Origin of the sequence: Pseudoalteromonas sp. H71, assembly GCF_001468485.1 — a bacterium.
Classification (GTDB): domain Bacteria; phylum Pseudomonadota; class Gammaproteobacteria; order Enterobacterales; family Alteromonadaceae; genus Pseudoalteromonas.
In genome coordinates this window covers 4,394-24,275 of sequence record NZ_LODI01000048.1, presented here as the reverse complement: position 1 = coordinate 24,275, position 19,882 = coordinate 4,394, and the positions used below count along the sequence as shown (strand labels likewise).

17 protein-coding genes are annotated in these 19,882 nt (G+C 36.0%); 12 read left to right on the top strand and 5 right to left on the bottom strand.

Features of this window, described 5'->3' with window-relative positions:
• A partial coding sequence (locus ATS71_RS17890; RefSeq protein WP_235591528.1) for a CHASE domain-containing protein occupies nt 1-2,509 on the top strand: 2,509 nt, incomplete at its 5' end.
• Nucleotides 2,510-2,573: 64 nt separating this feature from the next.
• Nucleotides 2,574-4,229, top strand: coding sequence for a sensor domain-containing diguanylate cyclase (locus ATS71_RS17885; protein WP_058406010.1), 1,656 nt, complete (start codon nt 2,574-2,576; stop codon nt 4,227-4,229).
• Nucleotides 4,230-4,435: 206 nt separating this feature from the next.
• Here the strand turns inward: ATS71_RS17885 and ATS71_RS17880 are convergent, their stop codons facing one another.
• A complete protein-coding gene (locus tag ATS71_RS17880) occupies nt 4,436-4,966 on the bottom strand; it encodes a hypothetical protein (RefSeq protein ID WP_058406009.1) in 531 nt (176 codons plus the stop codon).
• Nucleotides 4,967-5,468: 502 nt separating this feature from the next.
• Between ATS71_RS17880 and ATS71_RS17875 the strand changes: the two genes are divergently transcribed.
• Nucleotides 5,469-6,578: a hypothetical protein gene (locus ATS71_RS17875; RefSeq protein ID WP_152995695.1), complete on the top strand. Its 1,110-nt coding sequence runs from the start codon at nt 5,469-5,471 to the stop codon at nt 6,576-6,578.
• Nucleotides 6,579-6,824: 246 nt separating this feature from the next.
• The gene (locus ATS71_RS17870; RefSeq protein WP_058406007.1) at nt 6,825-7,481 is read left to right on the top strand and encodes an inovirus Gp2 family protein; all 657 of its coding nucleotides are present in this window, start codon (nt 6,825-6,827) and stop codon (nt 7,479-7,481) included.
• A 190-nt stretch (nt 7,482-7,671) separates the two neighbouring features.
• Here ATS71_RS17870 and ATS71_RS17865 read toward each other — a convergent pair whose 3' ends face one another.
• The 4 genes from ATS71_RS17865 to radC are packed head-to-tail and all read right to left on the bottom strand — an operon-like array spanning nt 7,672 to nt 9,419.
• Nucleotides 7,672-7,911, bottom strand: coding sequence for a hypothetical protein (locus tag ATS71_RS17865; protein ID WP_058406006.1), 240 nt, complete (start codon nt 7,909-7,911; stop codon nt 7,672-7,674).
• 31 nt (nt 7,912-7,942) lie between these two features.
• On the bottom strand, nt 7,943-8,503 hold the full coding sequence (locus ATS71_RS17860) for a tyrosine-type recombinase/integrase (RefSeq protein ID WP_054983673.1): 561 nt from the start codon (nt 8,501-8,503) through the stop codon (nt 7,943-7,945).
• A gap of 10 nt (nt 8,504-8,513) precedes the next feature.
• Complete coding sequence (locus ATS71_RS17855) at nt 8,514-8,933, bottom strand: DUF2787 family protein (protein ID WP_058406005.1); 420 nt, start codon at nt 8,931-8,933, stop codon at nt 8,514-8,516.
• A gap of 12 nt (nt 8,934-8,945) precedes the next feature.
• Complete coding sequence (radC, locus tag ATS71_RS17850; protein ID WP_010557264.1) at nt 8,946-9,419, bottom strand: RadC family protein; 474 nt, start codon at nt 9,417-9,419, stop codon at nt 8,946-8,948.
• Nucleotides 9,420-9,544: 125 nt separating this feature from the next.
• On the opposite strand from radC, the gene ATS71_RS17845 reads away from it, so the two are divergent.
• The 8 genes from ATS71_RS17845 to ATS71_RS17810 all read left to right on the top strand — a co-directional run bounded on the left by ATS71_RS17845 (nt 9,545) and on the right by ATS71_RS17810 (nt 19,851).
• Complete coding sequence (locus tag ATS71_RS17845; RefSeq protein WP_058406004.1) at nt 9,545-9,730, top strand: helix-turn-helix transcriptional regulator; 186 nt, start codon at nt 9,545-9,547, stop codon at nt 9,728-9,730.
• A gap of 72 nt (nt 9,731-9,802) precedes the next feature.
• Nucleotides 9,803-10,453: a HEPN domain-containing protein gene (locus tag ATS71_RS17840; RefSeq protein WP_058406003.1), complete on the top strand. Its 651-nt coding sequence runs from the start codon at nt 9,803-9,805 to the stop codon at nt 10,451-10,453.
• 8 nt (nt 10,454-10,461) lie between these two features.
• Entirely contained in the window at nt 10,462-10,743 is a 282-nt protein-coding gene (locus ATS71_RS17835; RefSeq protein WP_058406002.1) for a hypothetical protein, read from the top strand.
• Nucleotides 10,744-10,815: 72 nt separating this feature from the next.
• Complete coding sequence (locus ATS71_RS17830; RefSeq protein ID WP_058406001.1) at nt 10,816-11,703, top strand: WYL domain-containing protein; 888 nt, start codon at nt 10,816-10,818, stop codon at nt 11,701-11,703.
• Nucleotides 11,693-14,968: a helicase-related protein gene (locus ATS71_RS17825; RefSeq protein ID WP_058406000.1), complete on the top strand. Its 3,276-nt coding sequence runs from the start codon at nt 11,693-11,695 to the stop codon at nt 14,966-14,968. The genes ATS71_RS17830 and ATS71_RS17825 overlap by 11 nt, the downstream gene beginning before the upstream one ends.
• A gap of 13 nt (nt 14,969-14,981) precedes the next feature.
• Nucleotides 14,982-15,749, top strand: coding sequence for a DUF4391 domain-containing protein (locus tag ATS71_RS17820; protein WP_058405999.1), 768 nt, complete (start codon nt 14,982-14,984; stop codon nt 15,747-15,749).
• Nucleotides 15,750-15,770: 21 nt separating this feature from the next.
• On the top strand, nt 15,771-17,957 hold the full coding sequence (locus tag ATS71_RS17815; RefSeq protein WP_058405998.1) for a hypothetical protein: 2,187 nt from the start codon (nt 15,771-15,773) through the stop codon (nt 17,955-17,957).
• Between the two features lie 10 nt (nt 17,958-17,967).
• On the top strand, nt 17,968-19,851 hold the full coding sequence (locus ATS71_RS17810; protein ID WP_201020882.1) for a site-specific DNA-methyltransferase: 1,884 nt from the start codon (nt 17,968-17,970) through the stop codon (nt 19,849-19,851).
• Nucleotides 19,852-19,882: the final 31 nt, after the last annotated feature.

Genomic DNA, 19,882 nt, shown 5'->3' with positions numbered 1-19,882 from the left:
ATCGGTGGGCATAAACAACAGAATGGAGCTATATCAATACGGGCTATTTGGCCTAAAAGGGTTTATACAGGGTATTGGTATTGAAAACTTAAACTACAACGCAATTAAACGTTACTCAAACGCAAGAGATTACGCACAAGAATTTCCGGGAGCTAACGGCGTTGGGTACATAAAAAAAGTAACCCAGAGCGAACTTCCCTCTTTTATAACTAAAGCAAAAAGCGAACGCCCCGATACCCTATTTAACTTTAAAACATTGTCTGAAAACAAAAGTGATCATTTTGTAATCCAATATATTTTTCCTGAAAGTAACAATAAACAAGCAATAGGATTAGATATTGGCTCAGAAACTATTCGTAAACGTGCAGCATTAAACGCAGTTTTTGCAAATGCTGCTCAATTATCTGCACCTATTACGTTAGTACAAGCAGATAAAAAAACTCATCATGGTTTTTTGATTCTATTACCTATTTATAATAGTAAGATCACGTCTTCATCTAAAGGTGAACGGCTAGAAGCGCTCCATGGCTGGGCATACTCCCCTTTGCTCATAGACAATATTTTAAACTCATTATTTGATATTAATGAAAACTACTTAGCCATTAGCGATCTAAACGATGCAACTAATGTGGCCTTTTTTACATACGGCGATAAAACAAGTAACACTGAGTTTAAAGTATCCACTGTTACTAATGTGATCGGCCGTCAGTGGCAAATAACTTTACATGGCTCTCATGCGTTTATTGAAAACCTGCATTTGCCTTATCAATATCAAGCACTCGTAAATGGTATTTTTTTAACGCTAATTGCTATGTTAATTGTGCTTGCAATACAGTTACAATTTTTTAGAAAAGCCCAAAAAGAAAATTTAAGACGTGAAGCCGAGCAGGCACATAAAAATATTCTTGAACAAGCCAATTTGAAACTAGAGACTGATGTAAAGCTACGAACCCAGCAAATAGCCGATATTAGTATGTTACAGCGCAGCATTTTAGACAGCGCTAGCTACTCCATTATAGCTACCGACATAAACGGTTTAATTACCGAGTTTAACCCCGCTGCAGAGAAGTTACTGGGCTACAAAGCAAATGATGTCGTCGGCAAAAAAACCTGTAGCATATTTCATTTAGAAACAGAGCTGGTAAGCAAAGCAAAACAACTTAGTTATGAGCTCAACAAAATAGTTAGCCCAGGGTTTGAAACATTGATTGTAAAGGCAACTCCCACAGAGCCCGATGTTAACCAATGGACCTATGTAGACTCTAAAGGTAGGCATATTCAAGTCAGCTTAAGTGTTACATCATTGCTTAATAACAGAGCTCAAGTTGTTGGGTTTTTAGGTATAGCGTTTGATTTAACGCAGCAAATAAAACACGAACAAGCACTTGCCCACGCAAAAGAACTCGCAGAGCAAAGCGCTAAAACTAAATCGGAGTTTTTGGCGAATATGAGCCATGAAATACGAACTCCCATGAACGGTATTTTAGGTACTCTGCAGCTGCTGCAAGAGCAACCAATGAATGAAAAATCAACAGAGTTTTTAAAAAAAGCACTCTACTCTACCCGCTCTCTAACCACCATTATTAACGATATATTGGATTTTTCAAAAATCGAAGCTGGTAAACTCACTCTTGAGAACAAAAGCTTTGAATTAGATGAATTAATACATCATTTAGAATCTGATTTGTTAGTACCCGCTCAAGAAAAAAATATTTATTTGCAATTTAAATCAACGATCGAACATAAGTACTGGTGTGGTGATGCTGTTAGAATAAGGCAGGTTTTTTTAAATTTAATATATAACGCAATTAAGTTTACGCATAAAGGAGGCGTCACCGTTGAGTTTAAACTTACTGAGAATGAGCAAGTTTGCGTTATTGTTTCAGACACAGGTATTGGCATACCGCAAAATGTAGTGAACAGGTTATTTGAGCGCTTTGAACAAGCCGAGTCTTCAACAACGCGTGAATATGGTGGAACCGGGCTTGGCTTGCCAATCACTAAGTCACTCATTAACCTTATGGGCGGCGACATTAAAGTAACCAGTAAAGAAGGGATTGGTAGCCAGTTTTATGTTTATTTACCATTAGAAAAAGCGCAAAAAGCGTTGGGAAATGAAACCCTAAATGATTTAGCGCTTCCCGATCTAACCAATAAAGTTATTTTAGTTGCTGAAGATAATAAAATTAATCAATTAGTTGTAAGCGCCATGCTTGAGCCTACCGGCGCGCACATTGTCATTGCTAATAATGGCCAAGAAGCCGTAGATCTTTATAAAGAACGATTGCCTAGTATAATTTTAATGGATATTCAGATGCCTAAAATGGATGGCTTTGAAGCATGTAAAATTATTAAAAAAATAGATGAATCACAAATTATAATTGCACTGACTGCTAATGTGCTTTCTGAACAAAAACGCTTATACGAAGCGCTTTTTGACGGATATGTATCTAAGCCTATTGAAAAACAAAAATTAATAAGCGCATTGCATATTAAAAATAGCCGATGAAACACTGTTATATTGGCAATATACAAACGACAGTTATAAACAGTAAGCTTTTATGAGGGGTAACATGCTACGGTTTTTATATGTTTATTTGTGCTTGTTAGCATACTTACCTTTGCACGCTAATGCACAAATGCTTAATTTACAACAAAGCACTGAAGTGAACTCGCCTATATGGCGACAGGTTAACTTAAAAACGCCTAAAACCGGTGAGCAAGTAATTAATGCTTATCTTGGCACCCAAAATTCGCTTGTTTCTTTATCGGAAAAGCGAGGGCCCGCAATTGCAAAAATACCACTTTCAACGAATACGTCTACTCGTTGGTTTATTTTGCCCAACGCAAATTACCTCGATGAAGGATATGCTTATTGGCAGGATTCAGAAGGAATTCGTTTAATTTCAGACTTTTCACAAGGTAATTTATCTCAGTCTGCAATCATAATGCATGGCCAAGCGTTTCAACTAAACCTAAAAGCAAACTCCCAAGGCGTACTATGGCTTTATTTAAATGCCAACCATTATGCTAAACCAGTAAGCGTAGCAATTATTGATGAGCCAACCTTTATTTATCAACAATTCTTTGTAAATTCACTGAGCATAATGTCCATCACCATTATGCTTACCCTCGCCTGCATGGCACTCATTCTTTATTTAAAAACAGGTCAAAATGTTGCGTTATATTGCGCAGGTTATATTGGCTTGCACGGTATTGGTTGGGCGTTTGCCGCCGGCGTTTTTGGCGTGTTTTATAGCTTTAAAAGCATAAACTCGCACTATCTTGGTATGTATATTTTTTCGTTTGCAATATCTTCAGCCAGCGCATTTGCTTATTACTTATTTAATTTTCACTCGGTTGAAAAAACACGAATAAGCCAATTTTTAAAGTATTTTTCGTATGCCGCGTTTATTAGTGGCTTTATAAACCTTGTGTTACCTTTTCATTGGGTATTTTATTTAGCACACACCTTAGCAGCAATATGGGTGGTGCTAACGCTAGTACTTGGCTTTAAAATGTTGAGCCTAAACGATTTTAGAGCAAAGTATTTTTTAACCGGTAATATTATTTACAGCCTTTCTCTTGTCGTGTTTATTTTAGCTCACCTTAATTTAATCGTAACCGCCTCGGCTGAGTTATGGGTTTTAATTGCACTCGCGATAGATTGTATTTGTATATTACTTTCACTTTCTGAATGGTTAAAAATAAAGCAAAACGATTATATTGATGCCCTCGAACAATCCCGCATTGACCCGCTCACAAAAGTAGGTAACCGATTACTACTACAAGAAAAGCTAAATACTATTGGCACGTTTTATTTAATTGTATTTATTGATTGTGATGGTATGAAATCAATAAACGACCAATTAGGTCATGCCAGTGGCGATGAGTTACTTATTAACGTTACTAAGTTGATTAAAAAAGGATTGGCTAACTTAGGGGATGTTTATAGAACCGGTGGGGATGAATTTATCTGTTTATGTAATGCCGACTCACTAGAAAACCTTGCTGTAATCGAAAGCAACACGGCTAAAGCACTCAATAAAGTACATATTCAGCTACAGCAAAAGTGGCCAGAATCAGGATTAAGTTTTGGTATTGCCAGCAGTAATGAATGCACTGATTACAAAGCGTGCTTTACCTTAGCTGATGAACGAATGTATGCAGTAAAATATGCCCGAAAAAATAGCACATCGAATAGCCAACAAGCCACACAGCAAACTTAGTGCACAAAAAAGGACGCCATAAGGCGCCCTAATATAGAATGATGGTGGGGAAGAGGGATTCATAGAAAACCAATAAACCATTGTTTATAAAAAACAATGCCTTTAAAAATAAAATAAAAGAATACTAATAGGTATACTAAAAGCTATTTATCTTTAAAAATAACCATGACTGCCACAAAATTATGAACACCCTCGCTGAGCTTGCACTACCCCTCCCAAGTATCTAATAATCTAGTAACCTTAGCATCTATAGATGATAAGTCTTCCTTCATAGCTTTAATCTCACTGATATCATCAAAAGATCTCTTTTTAAGTTCGTAGTGCTCTTGCACTTTTGTATCTTTAGAAATTAACTTAGGATTTTTCTTAGCGTAATTTATTAGTTTTTCAATATATTTAGATTGAGATATTTCATCCGCATCACTAAGCTCCTTTAGTTTACCACGCGCGGTTTTAGACACCTCCAGCTGAAGTTTACACACTTCATTAGATGTATTTTTTAAGCCTCTTTCATAGCTTTTCCAGGCTTTATGCAGCTTCTGAAGTTGAATTTTTTGCGTATCTTCATTAGAGCTATTTTTTTTAATCACAAGTCTAATAAAACTATTTAATGTAGGATTTTCAGATTTAAAGTATTCAACATAGCTTGAATATCGATAAGCTAGCCAATTGCGCAAATCTTCATTATCTTCCTTAACCCACTTCAAAATATTCTTGCTATCAATCCAATCTGTCATTAATTCATCCCTGTGCTTTAGCATTTGTCACTGTTATCAAAACAATAATCCAACACTAATCTATAAGCAACTACTTTGCAGTCAGAGACTAAATCTCTTCTTATTAGATGTGCAATTAAACACTATCTAAAATCTAAGTTAGATGTTTTTAATGCTCACATCAAAATTTCAGTCAATGCCTTTAGACACTGAATTAAAATCTAAATTAGCTGCTTAATTAGCTGCTAAATTAGCTGCTAAATTAGCTGCTAAATTAGCTGCTTAATTATATTACTTTTGATAAATAAAAAGTCTAAATAAAGTCTAATTGAGATTAAATATTATCTTATCATTTAATTACAAAATAACACCCTGTTATTGTGTAAAATATAACATTCTGTTTTACTATGGAATAACAATACACGGCATAGAAATAATCAAATGAATGAGTTTTTCAACTTAACCATAGGTCTATCAGTATATTCAAAATGGGTTCTAATTCGTTTAATTGCAGAGAAAGCTATTGGAGACGAACTATCTAAATCTGATAGAATTAGGATGCCCACACAATAAATTTAAAAAAGTAATAGAGGAGCTACAAGAAATTAATGCAATTTCAAAACTCGAGGCTGAGCACTTTAAGCCTGGACGACCTGCTGACTCGTACATTTTTGCCTACGATAAATATACAGAAATGAATAAGTTATTACCGTTCGAAAAGCTTCTAAAAGTAGAGGGTAAAAGTTTTAGAGTGCCTGTGAAAATAGTATGGTGCTTCTTCGTACTTAACCAGGATGAGTTTGGGCACGTTGAAAACTTTTCATTGCCTACCATAGCTAATGCTTGCGGGATAAAACAAATAGAAGTGAAAACAGCTGTTACTAAGCTGATAATACACAATCTAATTACGCAATTAACAAGAGGGTGTACTTTCAGGAAAAATGAGGTATTTACTTATGAGGAAAATCGACTTATCACAAAGAGGCCATCCGCATACGGTTTATCAATACCTAATTACGATAGGGTAGATGAATTAAAAGCAACAGGATTAAACTTTAACTTATTATTAAGCTCAAAAGAGGTTATATTTGGGGACTATGTAAATAGTATTTACAATACGTTACCAAGCAACCTAGACAATCGGTACAAAGTGCTTCTTGGTGTTTACCTTAATAGCCTTTTTTCAGATCATTCATTTAAGTTAGTTAAATCATATTTAGCTGATCAACCCAAGAATTCTATTGATAACTTTCAGAGCTCCTTGGCTCTACTTACTGTAAAGTGCATAAAAAAAATTATTAGTTATAAAAACCAAAAACAGCACCTATCTATATTTGATATTAGCAATTCATTATTTGGAACAACCGATATCTTTCACATGAACTCAAATTTATATCATCTAAGTAGTTTTATCACTTCTTTTATAAATGTTTATGTAAATTGCTTATTGTTTATTACATATGCTTATTTTAAAAAATCAACTCCCTTTCGAGTTAAAGCCTACAGAAACTACATATCTGAAATCGATGATATGAAAGCTGATGTTTTTGTCTTGAAAAGGCGCCTTTTTTTGTATCTGGATATAAACGATCTTACTCCTAAAGTAAGAATAGCATTTAGTTCAAAAATATAGATATCATAGCTCTCAATTTAGATTAAACGAGTAGTAACTTCAGAGCAGAAATAATTAAACACATAGTTCGTATGTGGAGTGCTCGAATAAATAGCCCATTGATACTTGCTTACTTTTTCCAAAACTAATTTCGGTTTGGTAGTATTTATTGTGTTCTTTATTCCTTAGATATTATTCAATTACTAAATATTAAAAAACTACAACTCATACACCTGATATGAACTAATACATACCAGGAGAAAAAGTATGAACAACCCAACACAGTACCAAATAATTAGAGGTCCTTTGTATAATGAGTACGGCGTACTAGCAAGAGAAAATCAACCGTTAGTTATTCCCTACTTAGATGCCATTCAAAAAGTAATGAATAACGCTATCACAGAACATAAAAGAACGTTTGCAGTAAGAATTGACTTAAGGTTACCTGATTATTCAAATACTGTTGATTTAAATTGCAATGATGTTTGTACTCGTTTTATTGCATCACTTACAGCACAGGTTAAAGCAGATGCGATACGTAAAAAGCGCGAAGGTAAAAACCCACATCCTTGTAGTGTTCGTTATCTTTGGGCAAGGGAGAAAAACACAGCTCATAGACAGCATTATCATTGGGTACTACTTTTCAATAAGGATAGATATCACTGCACAGGTAAGATTGACATCGGTAATGAAAATTTATTTACTAGAATTACAGTTGCATGGGCTAGTGCTTTAAATTTACCTTTTCATGAAGTACTACAGTTTGTGCATTTACCAAAAAATGCTCATTACTACCTTGACGCTAACAATACAAATTTTAAAGCGGATTACAGTAGTCTTTATAAACGAGCTAGTTATTTAGCAAAACTTAATACGAAACAATATGGCTTAGGGCACCGTTGTTTTGGTTATAGTCAAAGGTAATATTCTAACTAAGACCTTTGCTTCTCGTAACTTGTTCTAACGCGCTTTTGAGACTTTCAACTAGCCAAATAAGCTTAAACCCTTAGTATATAAGGGCTGGCAAGTTCCCAAAATAGCATTACGAGAAGCACTATTTACACTGCAAAAGCAAAAAAAGAACGCACTGCAAAAATGCGTTCTTTGTTTACTTCTAATCAAATAAACTCGCGACTCCTGCTAATAAGCCACCAGCAACAGCTAAAGGCACGGTAACTGGAGCAGACGCCACGCCTAGGCCAACGACAACTGCACCGGATACTGTAGCGCCTGCTACAGCACCAGAGCTCACAGCAATGGCTGTTCTACTGAGTGACGGCTCAGAACTACCGGTTATTTGTTTAGATACTTCATTTCCTACTACACCGCATGCAACGGCTTTTTCTAACGACATAACAAACTTACTCCTATCATATGTAATAAATTTATAGCTCTAACTCCTCAAAGTCTTTATCAATTTCCTCCTGGGTTATGCCAATGTAACGCAGTGTTGTTGCCTCAGAACTATGGCGAAGCATTTTCATTACACGCGCGATGTCTTGGGTTTTATGATAGAGGTGGTAACCTCGGGTTTTACGCATCGAGTGAGTGCCTAGTTTTAAATTAAGCTCTTCACCCACTAACGCAAATGCTCTTGTTACAGCCCTTCGTGATAAAGGCCGTGGTGGTGAACCTTTAGCTTGTTGATTGCGATACGATTGAAATAAGTACACATGGTTGGGGTGAGTGATACGTACTTCGTGGATAAATGCTAATGCTTTTTGATTTAACTTAATCTCTGCAAGCTTGCCTGTTTTACTTTCAAATATAAGTAACCTGTCGTTTTGAATATCCGTAAATTTAACAGACAACAAATCAGATATGCGCAATGCCAAGTTCAAACCTATATTCCAAATATGGCTCATCTGTTTAGAACACCGCTTTTCAAGCAAGTAACTAATTAACTTTACTGTATCAAGGTCCTTAATCGCCTGTACTTCAGCCATAGCCATCTCCTTATTCTGTTGAAATAGTGACCTGGTAGCAGCCTGTGTTGTAATACTCAACAAAGTTAGTCACAAATAAAGTTAAAAGCTCTTTGCCCTCTCGTTCACTTAACCAGCCCACCAGCATGTGATACACGCGTTTAATCACAAAGCAAACATCAATCTCCTTTACTAATTCAGAATCTAACCGGCCCTGGTATGAAAAATCAGTAATGTATATAAGCTCCCAACCAATGCCTCGTTTTTCTAGCCTAACCTCGACTGGGTGAAAGCCCCCAGCTGCTGCGCTATAATCTTTATCACGGAAATTCAAAGTTAACTCACTCGCATTCCCTATCGATTCACCTTGTTTAGTGATGGCATTTACAATCACATCAAACAGTGACTCTGGCACGCTTAGTCCTGGCACTTGCTCTATTTTAATCGCCATACCCTAACCCCTTTAAATTAAGCCATGTTCAGCAAATGAATAACTGGTTTCACCAATGATGATGTGATCGACTATCGAAACATCAATTAGGTTAAGTGCTTGTTGTAATTTGGTAGTAATAAGCTTGTCGGCCTGTGAAGGCGTACTGACGCCTGAAGGATGATTATGCGCAAGTATTACAGATGCTGCATTTAGCGCTAATACTTCTTTAACCACCTCTCGTGGGTATACGCTTGCTGCGTTAATAGTCCCCCTAAATAACTCTTTGTATTCAAGTATGCGGTTTTGGCTATCCAAAAATAGTACAGCAAACACCTCATGCTCGATTAACGCCAGCTTATGCCTTAAATATTCTTCACTGTCTTTCGGACATGTTAAAGCCCCATGCCTAAATTGCTTTTGAGCGATTATGTAAGCTGCTGCTTCAAGTATTTGTTCATCACTTACAGGGTGATCAAATTCGTATAGTGACTTGTTATTTTGCATTGTTATGCCCTCTTAATGGTTTATGCAAAATAGTGATGTATATGTTTAACGTTTTTGTTTCGCCTCAGTAAAAAATTACTACCCCCGGAAAGGATATGTACTAATAACCTAACCGGAGAAATCCCATGCGTTTAATCAAATTAAAAGAAGTTTTACATATCACAGGCTTAAGCCGTTCAACTGTTTATCGCTTTATGAGCGCTGGTGGATTTCCAATGAAGGTAGAGCTAGGTGGTAACTCTGTAGCCTGGGTAGAAAGTGAAGTTGAAGAATGGATAAGTGAAAAAATTGGGAAAAGAGATGAAATTTAACTAACAAATGTAGATTTAATCATGATTAAGCAGTAAGTTAGCCTTATTAAAAGGATTTACAAGGCTAAAAATATGCTTCATGAACAATTAAAAGATAAACAAAGAAAACTACGAGATAACTTCCCTGAGGGCTTAGCATTAAGAGTGCATCGAGCCCTTAGCTGGTTAAACAAATCTGAGCAATGCCATGATGATTTTGATTGCCAGTTTATTTTTCTGTGGGTTTCTTTTAATGCTGCTTATGCCCAAGACACTGAATGCTTAAACTTCAATGAAACACAGTCGTTTAGCCACTTTCTAGAAAAGCTTGATACTCTCGACTCACAAAATCGAATCTATAATTTGCTATGGCATGAATTTCCAAAAAGTATTCGCATCCTTTTAAGCAATCAATTTGTATTTCAACCGTTTTGGCAGTTTCATAACGGCCAAATCGAAGAGCAAGAATACAAACAACGTTTCAACGATGCAAAACGCGTGGCTAACGTAGCTTTGGCAAATAAGGAAACGGCAAAGTTAACCTCCATCGTGTTACAACGACTCTATACCCTAAGAAATCAATTGATACATGGGGGAGCTACTTGGAACAGTAGTGCCAACAGAGAGCAACTCAAAGATGCTGTACAGTTTTTATCGCAACTCATTCCATACATAATCGATATAATGATGGATCACCCTAATGAGCTATGGGGCGACGCCCATTATCCATTGATAAATAAATAGCATTAAAAATGGCAAAACTAACAGAAAAGCAACTCTTAGAACAAGCAAATATATTAGCTAGTGAAGCAAATAAAGGTTGTATTAATTCTAAAGAAGAACTTTTAAAAATGCTTAACAAATACCCATTTATCAAAAGCTATCTATTAAAAAAATTAGCTAACAAAAACCGTAAATCAAACTGGAAACACGTTAAAAAACACAATCGTAAAAAAGACGCAACTCGCGCGCCAGGAGTTATGACAGGTCTACTGGGTAAAACCTCCGCACGAACGTGGCAAAATACAAAATAAGATTAACTCATTTTGATTGCATCTTTAACTTTGCCTGATATAGTTACTACAAAATAATGATTTAGTATATTTATGACTAATACCGCATTGGATGCACTCACACATGCGCAGAGGGAACGCTTAGCGTTCATAGATTTTAATCTGCAGTACTTTGGCCAAGTTGCAAGAGCTGATTTAATTCAGCGTTTTAAAACTGGCTTAGCCGCGTGTACCCGTGATTTTTCATCATATAAAGAACTTGCACCTCAAAACCTAGTATTAAGTCATACAACCAAAAGCTACCACCGGTTAGACAGCTTTAAACCTTTGTTCGAACATAACGCTGAGAGTATTCTCAGCGCTTTATGCCGTGGTTTTGGTGATGGCTTATCAAGTAATATTCAGCCTAGTAGTTACTGCCAAGATGCAACGCGCTTGATACACCCAAATAGTGAAGTAATCGCGACTCTTATGCGTGCTATTACGTCTAAGCTCGCTATTGAGTGCCAATATACATCACTAACTTCAGGCACTACTTCAAAGCTATTGGTACCCCACTCTATTGTAAATAATGGTACTCGCTGGCATGTGCGTGCATTTGATAGATCAAATCAAGAATTCAGAGACTTTGTGACCACGCGTATCGAATGCCCAAAAATACTGCAATCACTCATTAAACCTGAAGAGTCTGCAGATAAAGACACCCAATGGCACACCATTTGCGATATAATTTTAACCCCGCACCCTAAGCTAAAATACCCAAAAGCAATAGAGCTTGATTACGCAATGGAAAACGGGAAGTTACAACTAGAAGTAAGAGCCGCTCTACTCGGTTATTTGCTTAGGCAGTGGAGCGTAGACTGTACCGAACAAGGCACATTAAACTGTAACACTTACCAGCTGCACTTAAGCAATAAATCACAACTTAATCTTAAAGATATTGAGATAGCATTAAGTATGGAAACTAATTATGTTAATTGATAACACAACATCAAAAGTAAAAGACCTCTTAGCCGTTACTTTATCACCAAGTGACAAACTTTCTGTAATGACTGGTCTCTTTTCAATATATGCTTTTGATGATCTCAAGGACGAATTAAATAAACTTAAAAGTGCAAGGTTACTTTTCTCTCAGTTTAAAGGTTTTGGCAATATAGATAATGCCTCTACACCTTTTGGTTCTCTTTTAGGGGGAGAATATGAAACTAAATTTAGAAATCAGCTTAACCAAAAATCAATAGCGAAAGAATTTGCTCAATGGCTTGACCAAAAAGCAAAAATTAAACTGGTGAGTCAACCAGGGGCAGTAGGTAAACACATCATTGCAAATGAAGGTACTGAATTAACCGCAATCGATGGTGCTCAATTTAACGGTTCTGGTATGGGCTTAGTTGAATCAACGGGCTTTGACATGATCACTAAAATTCCAGCCCCGCAATCTGAAGATTTATTATCGTATTTCAACATGGTTTGGAATGCCAAAGGCCAAGTGGTAAACGCAAAAGATGAGTTTCTTACTCAGCTTAACCAATTAACCAAAGATCAAAGCCCTAATTTTGTATACTTCATCACGCTTTATAACCTTTTCAAAGACTTCATTGGTGAGTTACAAGAAGAAAGTATAATTAACACCAGAACAGGTTTTAAAGATAAGGTTGTATGGAATAAATTATATAAATTTCAGCGAGATGGTGTTCTTGGTGCCATAGATAAGTTAAACAAATACAATGGCTGTATTATTGCTGATAGCGTTGGTTTAGGTAAAACTTTTGAAGCACTTGCTGTAATAAAATACTTTGAACTGCGAAACGACAAAGTATTAGTTCTGTGCCCCAAAAAACTCAGAGACAACTGGTTGGTCTATACCCAAAACGATAAACGAAATTTATTAGCTGATGATCGGTTTAACTATGATGTACTCAATCATACAGATATGAGCCGACATAAAGGCTATTCAGGAACAATAAATTTAGAAACTTTGAACTGGGGAAACTATGACTTAGTTGTTATTGATGAAAGTCATAACTTTCGTAATAACAACCCTAAAAAAGAAGGTAAAAACCGCTACCAAAGGCTTTTAGACGACATTATTAAAGGTGGCGCCAAAACTAAAGTATTAATGTTATCTGCAACCCCAGTTAACAACCGATTAAATGACATGAAAAATCAGGTGGCTTTCATTACAGAAGCTAATGATAGTGCGCTGAATGAATATGGAATCAACAGCATAGAGGCTACACTTCGAAAGGCGCAAACTCACTTTAATGCTTGGGCAAAGCAGCCGCCTGAAGATCGTACAGCACAAGATTTGCTAGACACCATTAACTTTGATTATTTTAAATTATTAGATATTTATACAATTGCACGATCTCGAAAGCACATTGAAAAGTATTACGGCACTGCTGATATCGGTAAATTCCCAACAAGGTTATTACCAAAGAATGTTAAATCAGATATCGACCTTAATGGCGAATTCCCGCCACTAAAAGAAGTGAACGACACGATAAGACGTTTGAGCTTAGCCTGTTATTCACCTATGAAGTATGTTCGAGTCGAAAAACAAGCCGAATATGCGAGAAGATACGACCAAAAAGTAAAGGGAGGTTCTTCTACTTTTAAACAAGTAGATCGTGAAGAAAGTTTAATTCACTTAATGCGAATTAACTTACTCAAGCGTATGGAAAGTTCTATTCATGCCTTTCACTTAACCTCAGGTAAACTGCTTGGGCAAGTAACAAGTATTTTGAATCAAATTGAGCACTTTAACGAAAATTTAGCACCTAAAATCACTTCTGAATTAACAGAAGAGTTTGTTGCTCCTCCTATTGAAGAAATTTACGATTTTGAGCTAGAAAACCCAGAATTAGCGCCATATATGGTCGGCAAAAAAACCAAAGTGCGTCTACAAGACATGGATTTAATTCGCTACGCACAAGACCTTGATGCTGACAAAGCTTTTTTAGAAATGTTAGTTGATGAAGCTAATCGTATTACGGCAGTCAAAGACGCAAAGCTAAAAGCACTTAAAGACACAATCATTGAAAAAGTTAACAGCCCTATAAACGGTCAAAATAAAAAAGTTATTATTTTTACTGCGTTTGCTGATACCGCAGAGTATTTATATAAAGATATTGCAAACTGGGCTGATAACGAGTTCTCAATAAAATCAGCCATTATTACAGGGCAAAAAACAGATACTACGTTGAAAGACCCTCAAGGCAAACGTGTTACAGCAGATCTAAACTCAATGCTAACTCACTTTTCACCACGCTCTAAAGAACGAGATAAAGTATTTCCAGAGTTCCAACAAGAAATAGATATATTAATTGCTACCGATTGTATTTCTGAAGGCCAAAACCTGCAAGATTGTGATTTTTTAGTGAACTACGATATTCACTGGAATCCAGTTCGCATTATTCAGCGCTTTGGACGAATTGACCGCTTAGGCTCAGTTAATGACAAAATTCAGCTTGTTAACTTCTGGCCAAACATGGAACTTGATGAATACATAAACTTAGAAGCTCGCGTGAGCGGTAGAATGGTATTACTTGATATATCAGCAACAGGTGAAGAAAACGTAATTGATCAAACCGCTAGCGAAATGAATGACCTTGATTACCGCCGAAAACAGCTTGAGCAACTTCAAAACCAAGTTGTTGATCTAGAAGAAATATCAGGTGGTGTATCCATAACCGATTTAACACTAAATGACTTTAGAATGGATTTGTCAGATTTCATGAAAAATCATTTGGATCTTTTAGAGCAGTCACCAACAGGCTTATACTCACCGATCAAAATTGACAGCACTCAAAATGAATTAAAAGACATTGCTGATGACTTAATACCAGGTGTTGTTTTTTGCTTAAAAGATAAAACTGGCAATGTGCAAGTAGATGATAGCTATGCACTATCCCCGTATTATTTGGTTTATGTATCAGATGAAGAGCAAGTTGTTTATTCATTTACTCAGGCTAAACATATGCTTGACCTGCTTAAAAAATTCTCGGCACTACAAAATGAAAATTCATTAGATGAGGCAAACGATTTATTCAATCAAAATACCGAAAACAATACCGATATGGCACATTACCAAACGCTATTAAAAGTAGCAGTAGAAGATATTGCCGGTAAGAGTGAAGAAAAAGGTGCCGCTAGCTTGTTTAGTCGCGGTGGAACTACCTTAACATCAAGTTCAACACAACAAGTTAATGACTTTGAAGTTGTTAGCTATGTAGTTGTTCTATAGGTAGTAATTTTTTATGAATCATAACTCGTTATTAACAGAGCTAATCGCTAACCTTAAGTTACCTAATGAAACTAAGCTGGGCGTTAAGATCCCAAAAAAAACCTTGAGTGATAACACTGAGCTCAGTAGTAATGACAAAAATATTATCAAAGACGTACTCAAATCAATCGATTGGGCATATACGCTTAAACCTGAAACAATCAATATTCCAACCTTTGAAGATGGTGTTAGAGAATATCTTGAAATAGCTATTTTGCAGGTAAAAGTTAAAAGCTTAAATAAAACAAAACAGCTCTGTAGATTACTGCACAGTAACATTCCATACCCAACATTGCTTTTAATTGAACATGAGCAATCACTAGCATTAAGTGTTGCTGATAAACGTATTAATCAGGCCGATAGTCACAAGCTAACCATAGAAAAACAATTCGATTCTCCTTGGTTAAACCAGCCACTTGAATCTGTTCAACAAAGCTTTATTAATGACTTTTCATTAAGTAACTGTTCAACAGTTAGTTTATATGATTTATATAGCGACTTTATTAATAAATTTAACCGCTTAGAATCAGCTAAATTTACCGGTGTTTACGGTGGTCATCAACAAACCAGTGATAGCCAACAAGTAACAGCAATTCTTGAAAAATTAAAAAGCTTAGAAACCGAGCTAAATGGCTTGCGCAACAAACTAAAAACTGAAAACTTAATGAATAATAAAGTTAAGTTAAATGTTCAAGCAAGAGCAATAAAAAAACAAATTAAACAACTCAAGGAACAGCTTTAATAGCTGATAACAAGGAACCCTATGAAACTTAAATTAGCCCTAGAAAATTGCTATGGCATAAACCAGTTAAATAAAGAGTTTGATTTCACAAAATCAGCAAATAACGATGGTGTTAATTCACTATATGCGCCAAACGGCACACTAAAAACATCACTTGCTAAAACCTTTATTGACGTAGTTAATGAAGATGAGACCAAAGATTTAATCTTTCCTGAACGTGAGACTAAAAGAGATATCACCATTGATAATATTGCTATCACTCCTGAACAAATAATGGTGATAGAGTCATATAATGAAAGTTATAGCTCTAAGCAACTCTCAACACTGTTAGTAAACGATGCATTAAAGCAACAATACGATACGGCGTTAAAAGAAGTTGATGAAAAGCGCACCACTCTAGTTAAAGCAATAGCAAAACCAGCAGGTAAAAAAGGCGTTGCTATCAATGCTTTTCCTAAATTAATTTGTGAAATTTTTGGGAGGCCTGAAAAAGCACTCTTAGAGTTACTAGCAGAGCTACATCAAGAAACATTACCTGACTACAGTAGCTATACCGCTTATAAGTTTGCTGACTTATTTAACGATAAAGTATTAGCGGTAATTGCCAAAGGAGACTTTGCAAAAGAGTTATCCGATTACGTTGATACTTACGATAAACTAATTGACCAATCAACGGTTTTAACAAAAAGTTTCAACCATCAAAAAGCCGGTACAATATCTAAAAGCCTTGGCGATGCTGACTTTTTTAAGGCGAAACACAGTGTCAATATATCAGTAGATGGTAAGCCCCAATTGGCTGAAGATTTAGACCAGCTAAATGCAATATTACAAGCTGAGCAAGAAAAAGTACTTAATAGCGATGACCTAAAACAGAAATTTGCAAAAATAGACGACAAGCTTAAAACAAAAGATACCGCAGCGTTTAGAGATTTTATTACCGAAAACCAGACGTTACTTGCTGATTATCAAGATATCCCGCAATTCAAAAAAACGGTTATTAAAAGCTACCTTCAAGCGCATCAAAGTTTATGGGATGACTTAGTAACAACCTACCAAAATAACCAAGCTGTGGTTGAAGGTATTATTCAACAGGCAAAAGCCGAACAAACAACCTGGGCAGCTGTAGTTGATACGTTTAATGAACGTTTTACCGTGCCATTTAAACTAAGCGTAAACAATCAAGATGACGTTATTTTAAATAACCAAGCTCCAACAATTCAGTTTGAATTTAATGACGGACGTGGCGCTCCTGAAATAGTAAACCAAGAAAGCTTAATTGAAGCGCTTAGCCAAGGTGAAAAACGAGCATTGTACATTCTTAATGTGTTATTTGAGGTCGAGGTTAAAAAGCAGCAAGCGGTAGCAACGATTATCGTCATTGACGATATTGCGGATTCTTTCGATTACAAAAACAAATACGCTATTGTCGAATATTTACAAGACATTGCTGGAATAGATATCTTCCACCTATTTTCACTGACTCATAACTTTGATTTTCACCGAATAATCAGTAGTAGAGTAGGTGTTAAACGCAACAATAGATTAATGGCAACACGTTGTGTTGATACAACTGATATTTCCCAAGAAAGATATCAAAACGATGTTTTTTCCGCGTGGAAACAAGAGCTAGCAGGTAATGTTGGCTATTTATTAGCAAGTATTCCATTTGCACGAAATATAGCTGATTACTGCGGCCATGAGGCACACTATATAACGTTAACTTCGTTACTCCACATAAAACCAGATACTAGTGATATTAAGGTATCTCATCTTGAAAGCATCTATAAAGACATTTTTGCAGACCAACAAGGCTTAGACTTACCAAATCAAAATAATGTATTAAAAGACATGATTTATGCTAAAAGCGAAGAGTTACTGCAAGGTAACACCGATGCAATAGAGTTAGAAAATAAGGTGATATTAGCCATCGCCATTCGTCTAAAAGCTGAAGAATTTATGATCAGCAAAATTAACGACAGTGTGTTCGTTTTGGCTATCACCAAAGATCAAACCAGAAAGCTATTCAATAAATTCTGTGAGTTATTTCCAGGTGAACTAACAACTAAAGCATTGCTTGATCAGGTAAACCTGATGACGCCTGAGAATATTCATCTTAACTCATTTATGTACGAACCCATTTTAGATATGTCTGCTCATAGGCTTTACCAACTGTATGCAGAAATCAAACAATTATCAGATACCGAATAAGGCAGTAAACATGAAACCAACAATGGAACAGATAAGCAATCAATCAGCTGAGTCTAAAAGCCTTGATATTACCGATGCTAACATCGAGCAATTAAAGCAAATTTTCCCTGATGTATTTAGCGAAGGCAAGGTTGATTTTGATGCCTTAAAATCCGCTTTAGGTGAAGCAGTTGATGGTTCAGATGAGCGATACAACTTTACTTGGAATGGTAAGAATAGAGCTCGACAAATAGCACAAACACCATCAACAGGTACGTTACGCCCCTGCAAAGAAGACAGCATGAATTGGGATAGCACCGAAAATCTATTTATCGAAGGTGACAACCTTGAAGTGTTGAAGCTATTGCAAAAGTCATATCACAAAAAAGTGAAAATGATCTATATCGACCCACCTTATAACACAGGGAACGACTTTGTTTATCAAGATAATTTTCAAGACAATATTAAGAATTACTTGGAGACAACTAAGCAATTAGATAGTGACGGACGTGTTATGAGTACTAATGCCGACACTTCAGGACGATATCATTCTGCTTGGTTATCAATGATGTACCCACGACTTAAATTAGCTAGGAACCTATTAAATGATGAAGGCTTAATTTTTATTTCTATTGATGATAAAGAGCAATCTAATTTAAGAGCTCTTTGTAATGAAATATTTGGCGAAGATAATTTTATAGCAAATTTTATTTGGGAAAAAAGAACTAATAGGGAAAATAGGAAGGTTGTATCTTCAAGGCATGATTACATCCTCTGTTTTGCCAAGAACATAAATGCAACAGAAAGAGCTTTAAAGCAACTACCTATGAATGAAAAGGCATTGGCTAATTACAAAAACCCTGATAATGATCCTCGTGGTGAGTGGAAATCTGATCCTGCAACAGCTCAGAGTGGGCACGGAACCAAGTCCCAGTTTTATACTTTAACAGCTCCAAATGGAAAAGCTCATAACTTAGAAAGTGGTCGTTGTTGGTTATATACTCAACCAGTTATGGAAGAGGCAATTAAAGATGGTCGCATATGGCTTGGTAAAGACGGTAATGGTGTTCCTAGGGTCAAGACGTATTTGCATGCTAAAGAGAGAGGACTTACACCAGAAACAATTCTTTTTTCTACAGAGGTAGGAACCAATGAGTCGGCAAAAAATAGTTTGAAGAAGTTATTTGATGGACATGCTGCTTTCGATACGCCTAAGCCTGTGAATTTATTATCAACGTTGATGAAAATGGGGTTAGGTGAAAATGATATTGTACTGGATTTCTTTGCTGGTTCTGGAACAACAGCTCAATCAGTATTTGAATTGAACGCCGAGGATAAAAAGTCTAGAAAATTTATTTTAGTTCAGTTGCCAGAAGCTACTAATTTAAAGTCAGAAGCTAAAAAAATGGGATACTTAACAATAAATCAAGTTACCAAAGATCGATTAAAGAATGCTATTAAATTAATAAATAACGAAAGCAGTAAAGAAACTGATCTAGGGTTTAAAGTTTTAAGTCTAGATGAAACCAATATTCGCCGTTGGGATGCTGATTTTGATGATTTAGCACCAGCACTGCAACTTGCAGCTAAATCAATTAAAACGGGTCGTGAATCTGAAGATGTATTATATGAAATTCTACTCAAATACGGTATTGAGCTAACAACACTTATTGAAGAAGAAGATATTGAAGGTAAACAAGTTTTTGTTGTTGGTGCTGGTGCCTTAATCGTATGTTTAGACGATGACATTACAGAAGCGGTTGTTGAAGGTATTGCGACCTTAATTGATGAGCTAGAGCCAGAAAGTACACAAGTAGTGTTTAAAGATGAAGGCTTTGCTAATGATGACAATGTAAAAACCAATGCAGTGCAAATACTTAAACAACATGGCGTTGAAGACGTTAAAAGTATTTAAGGGGAGGTAAGTTATGAAGATTCAATTTAGA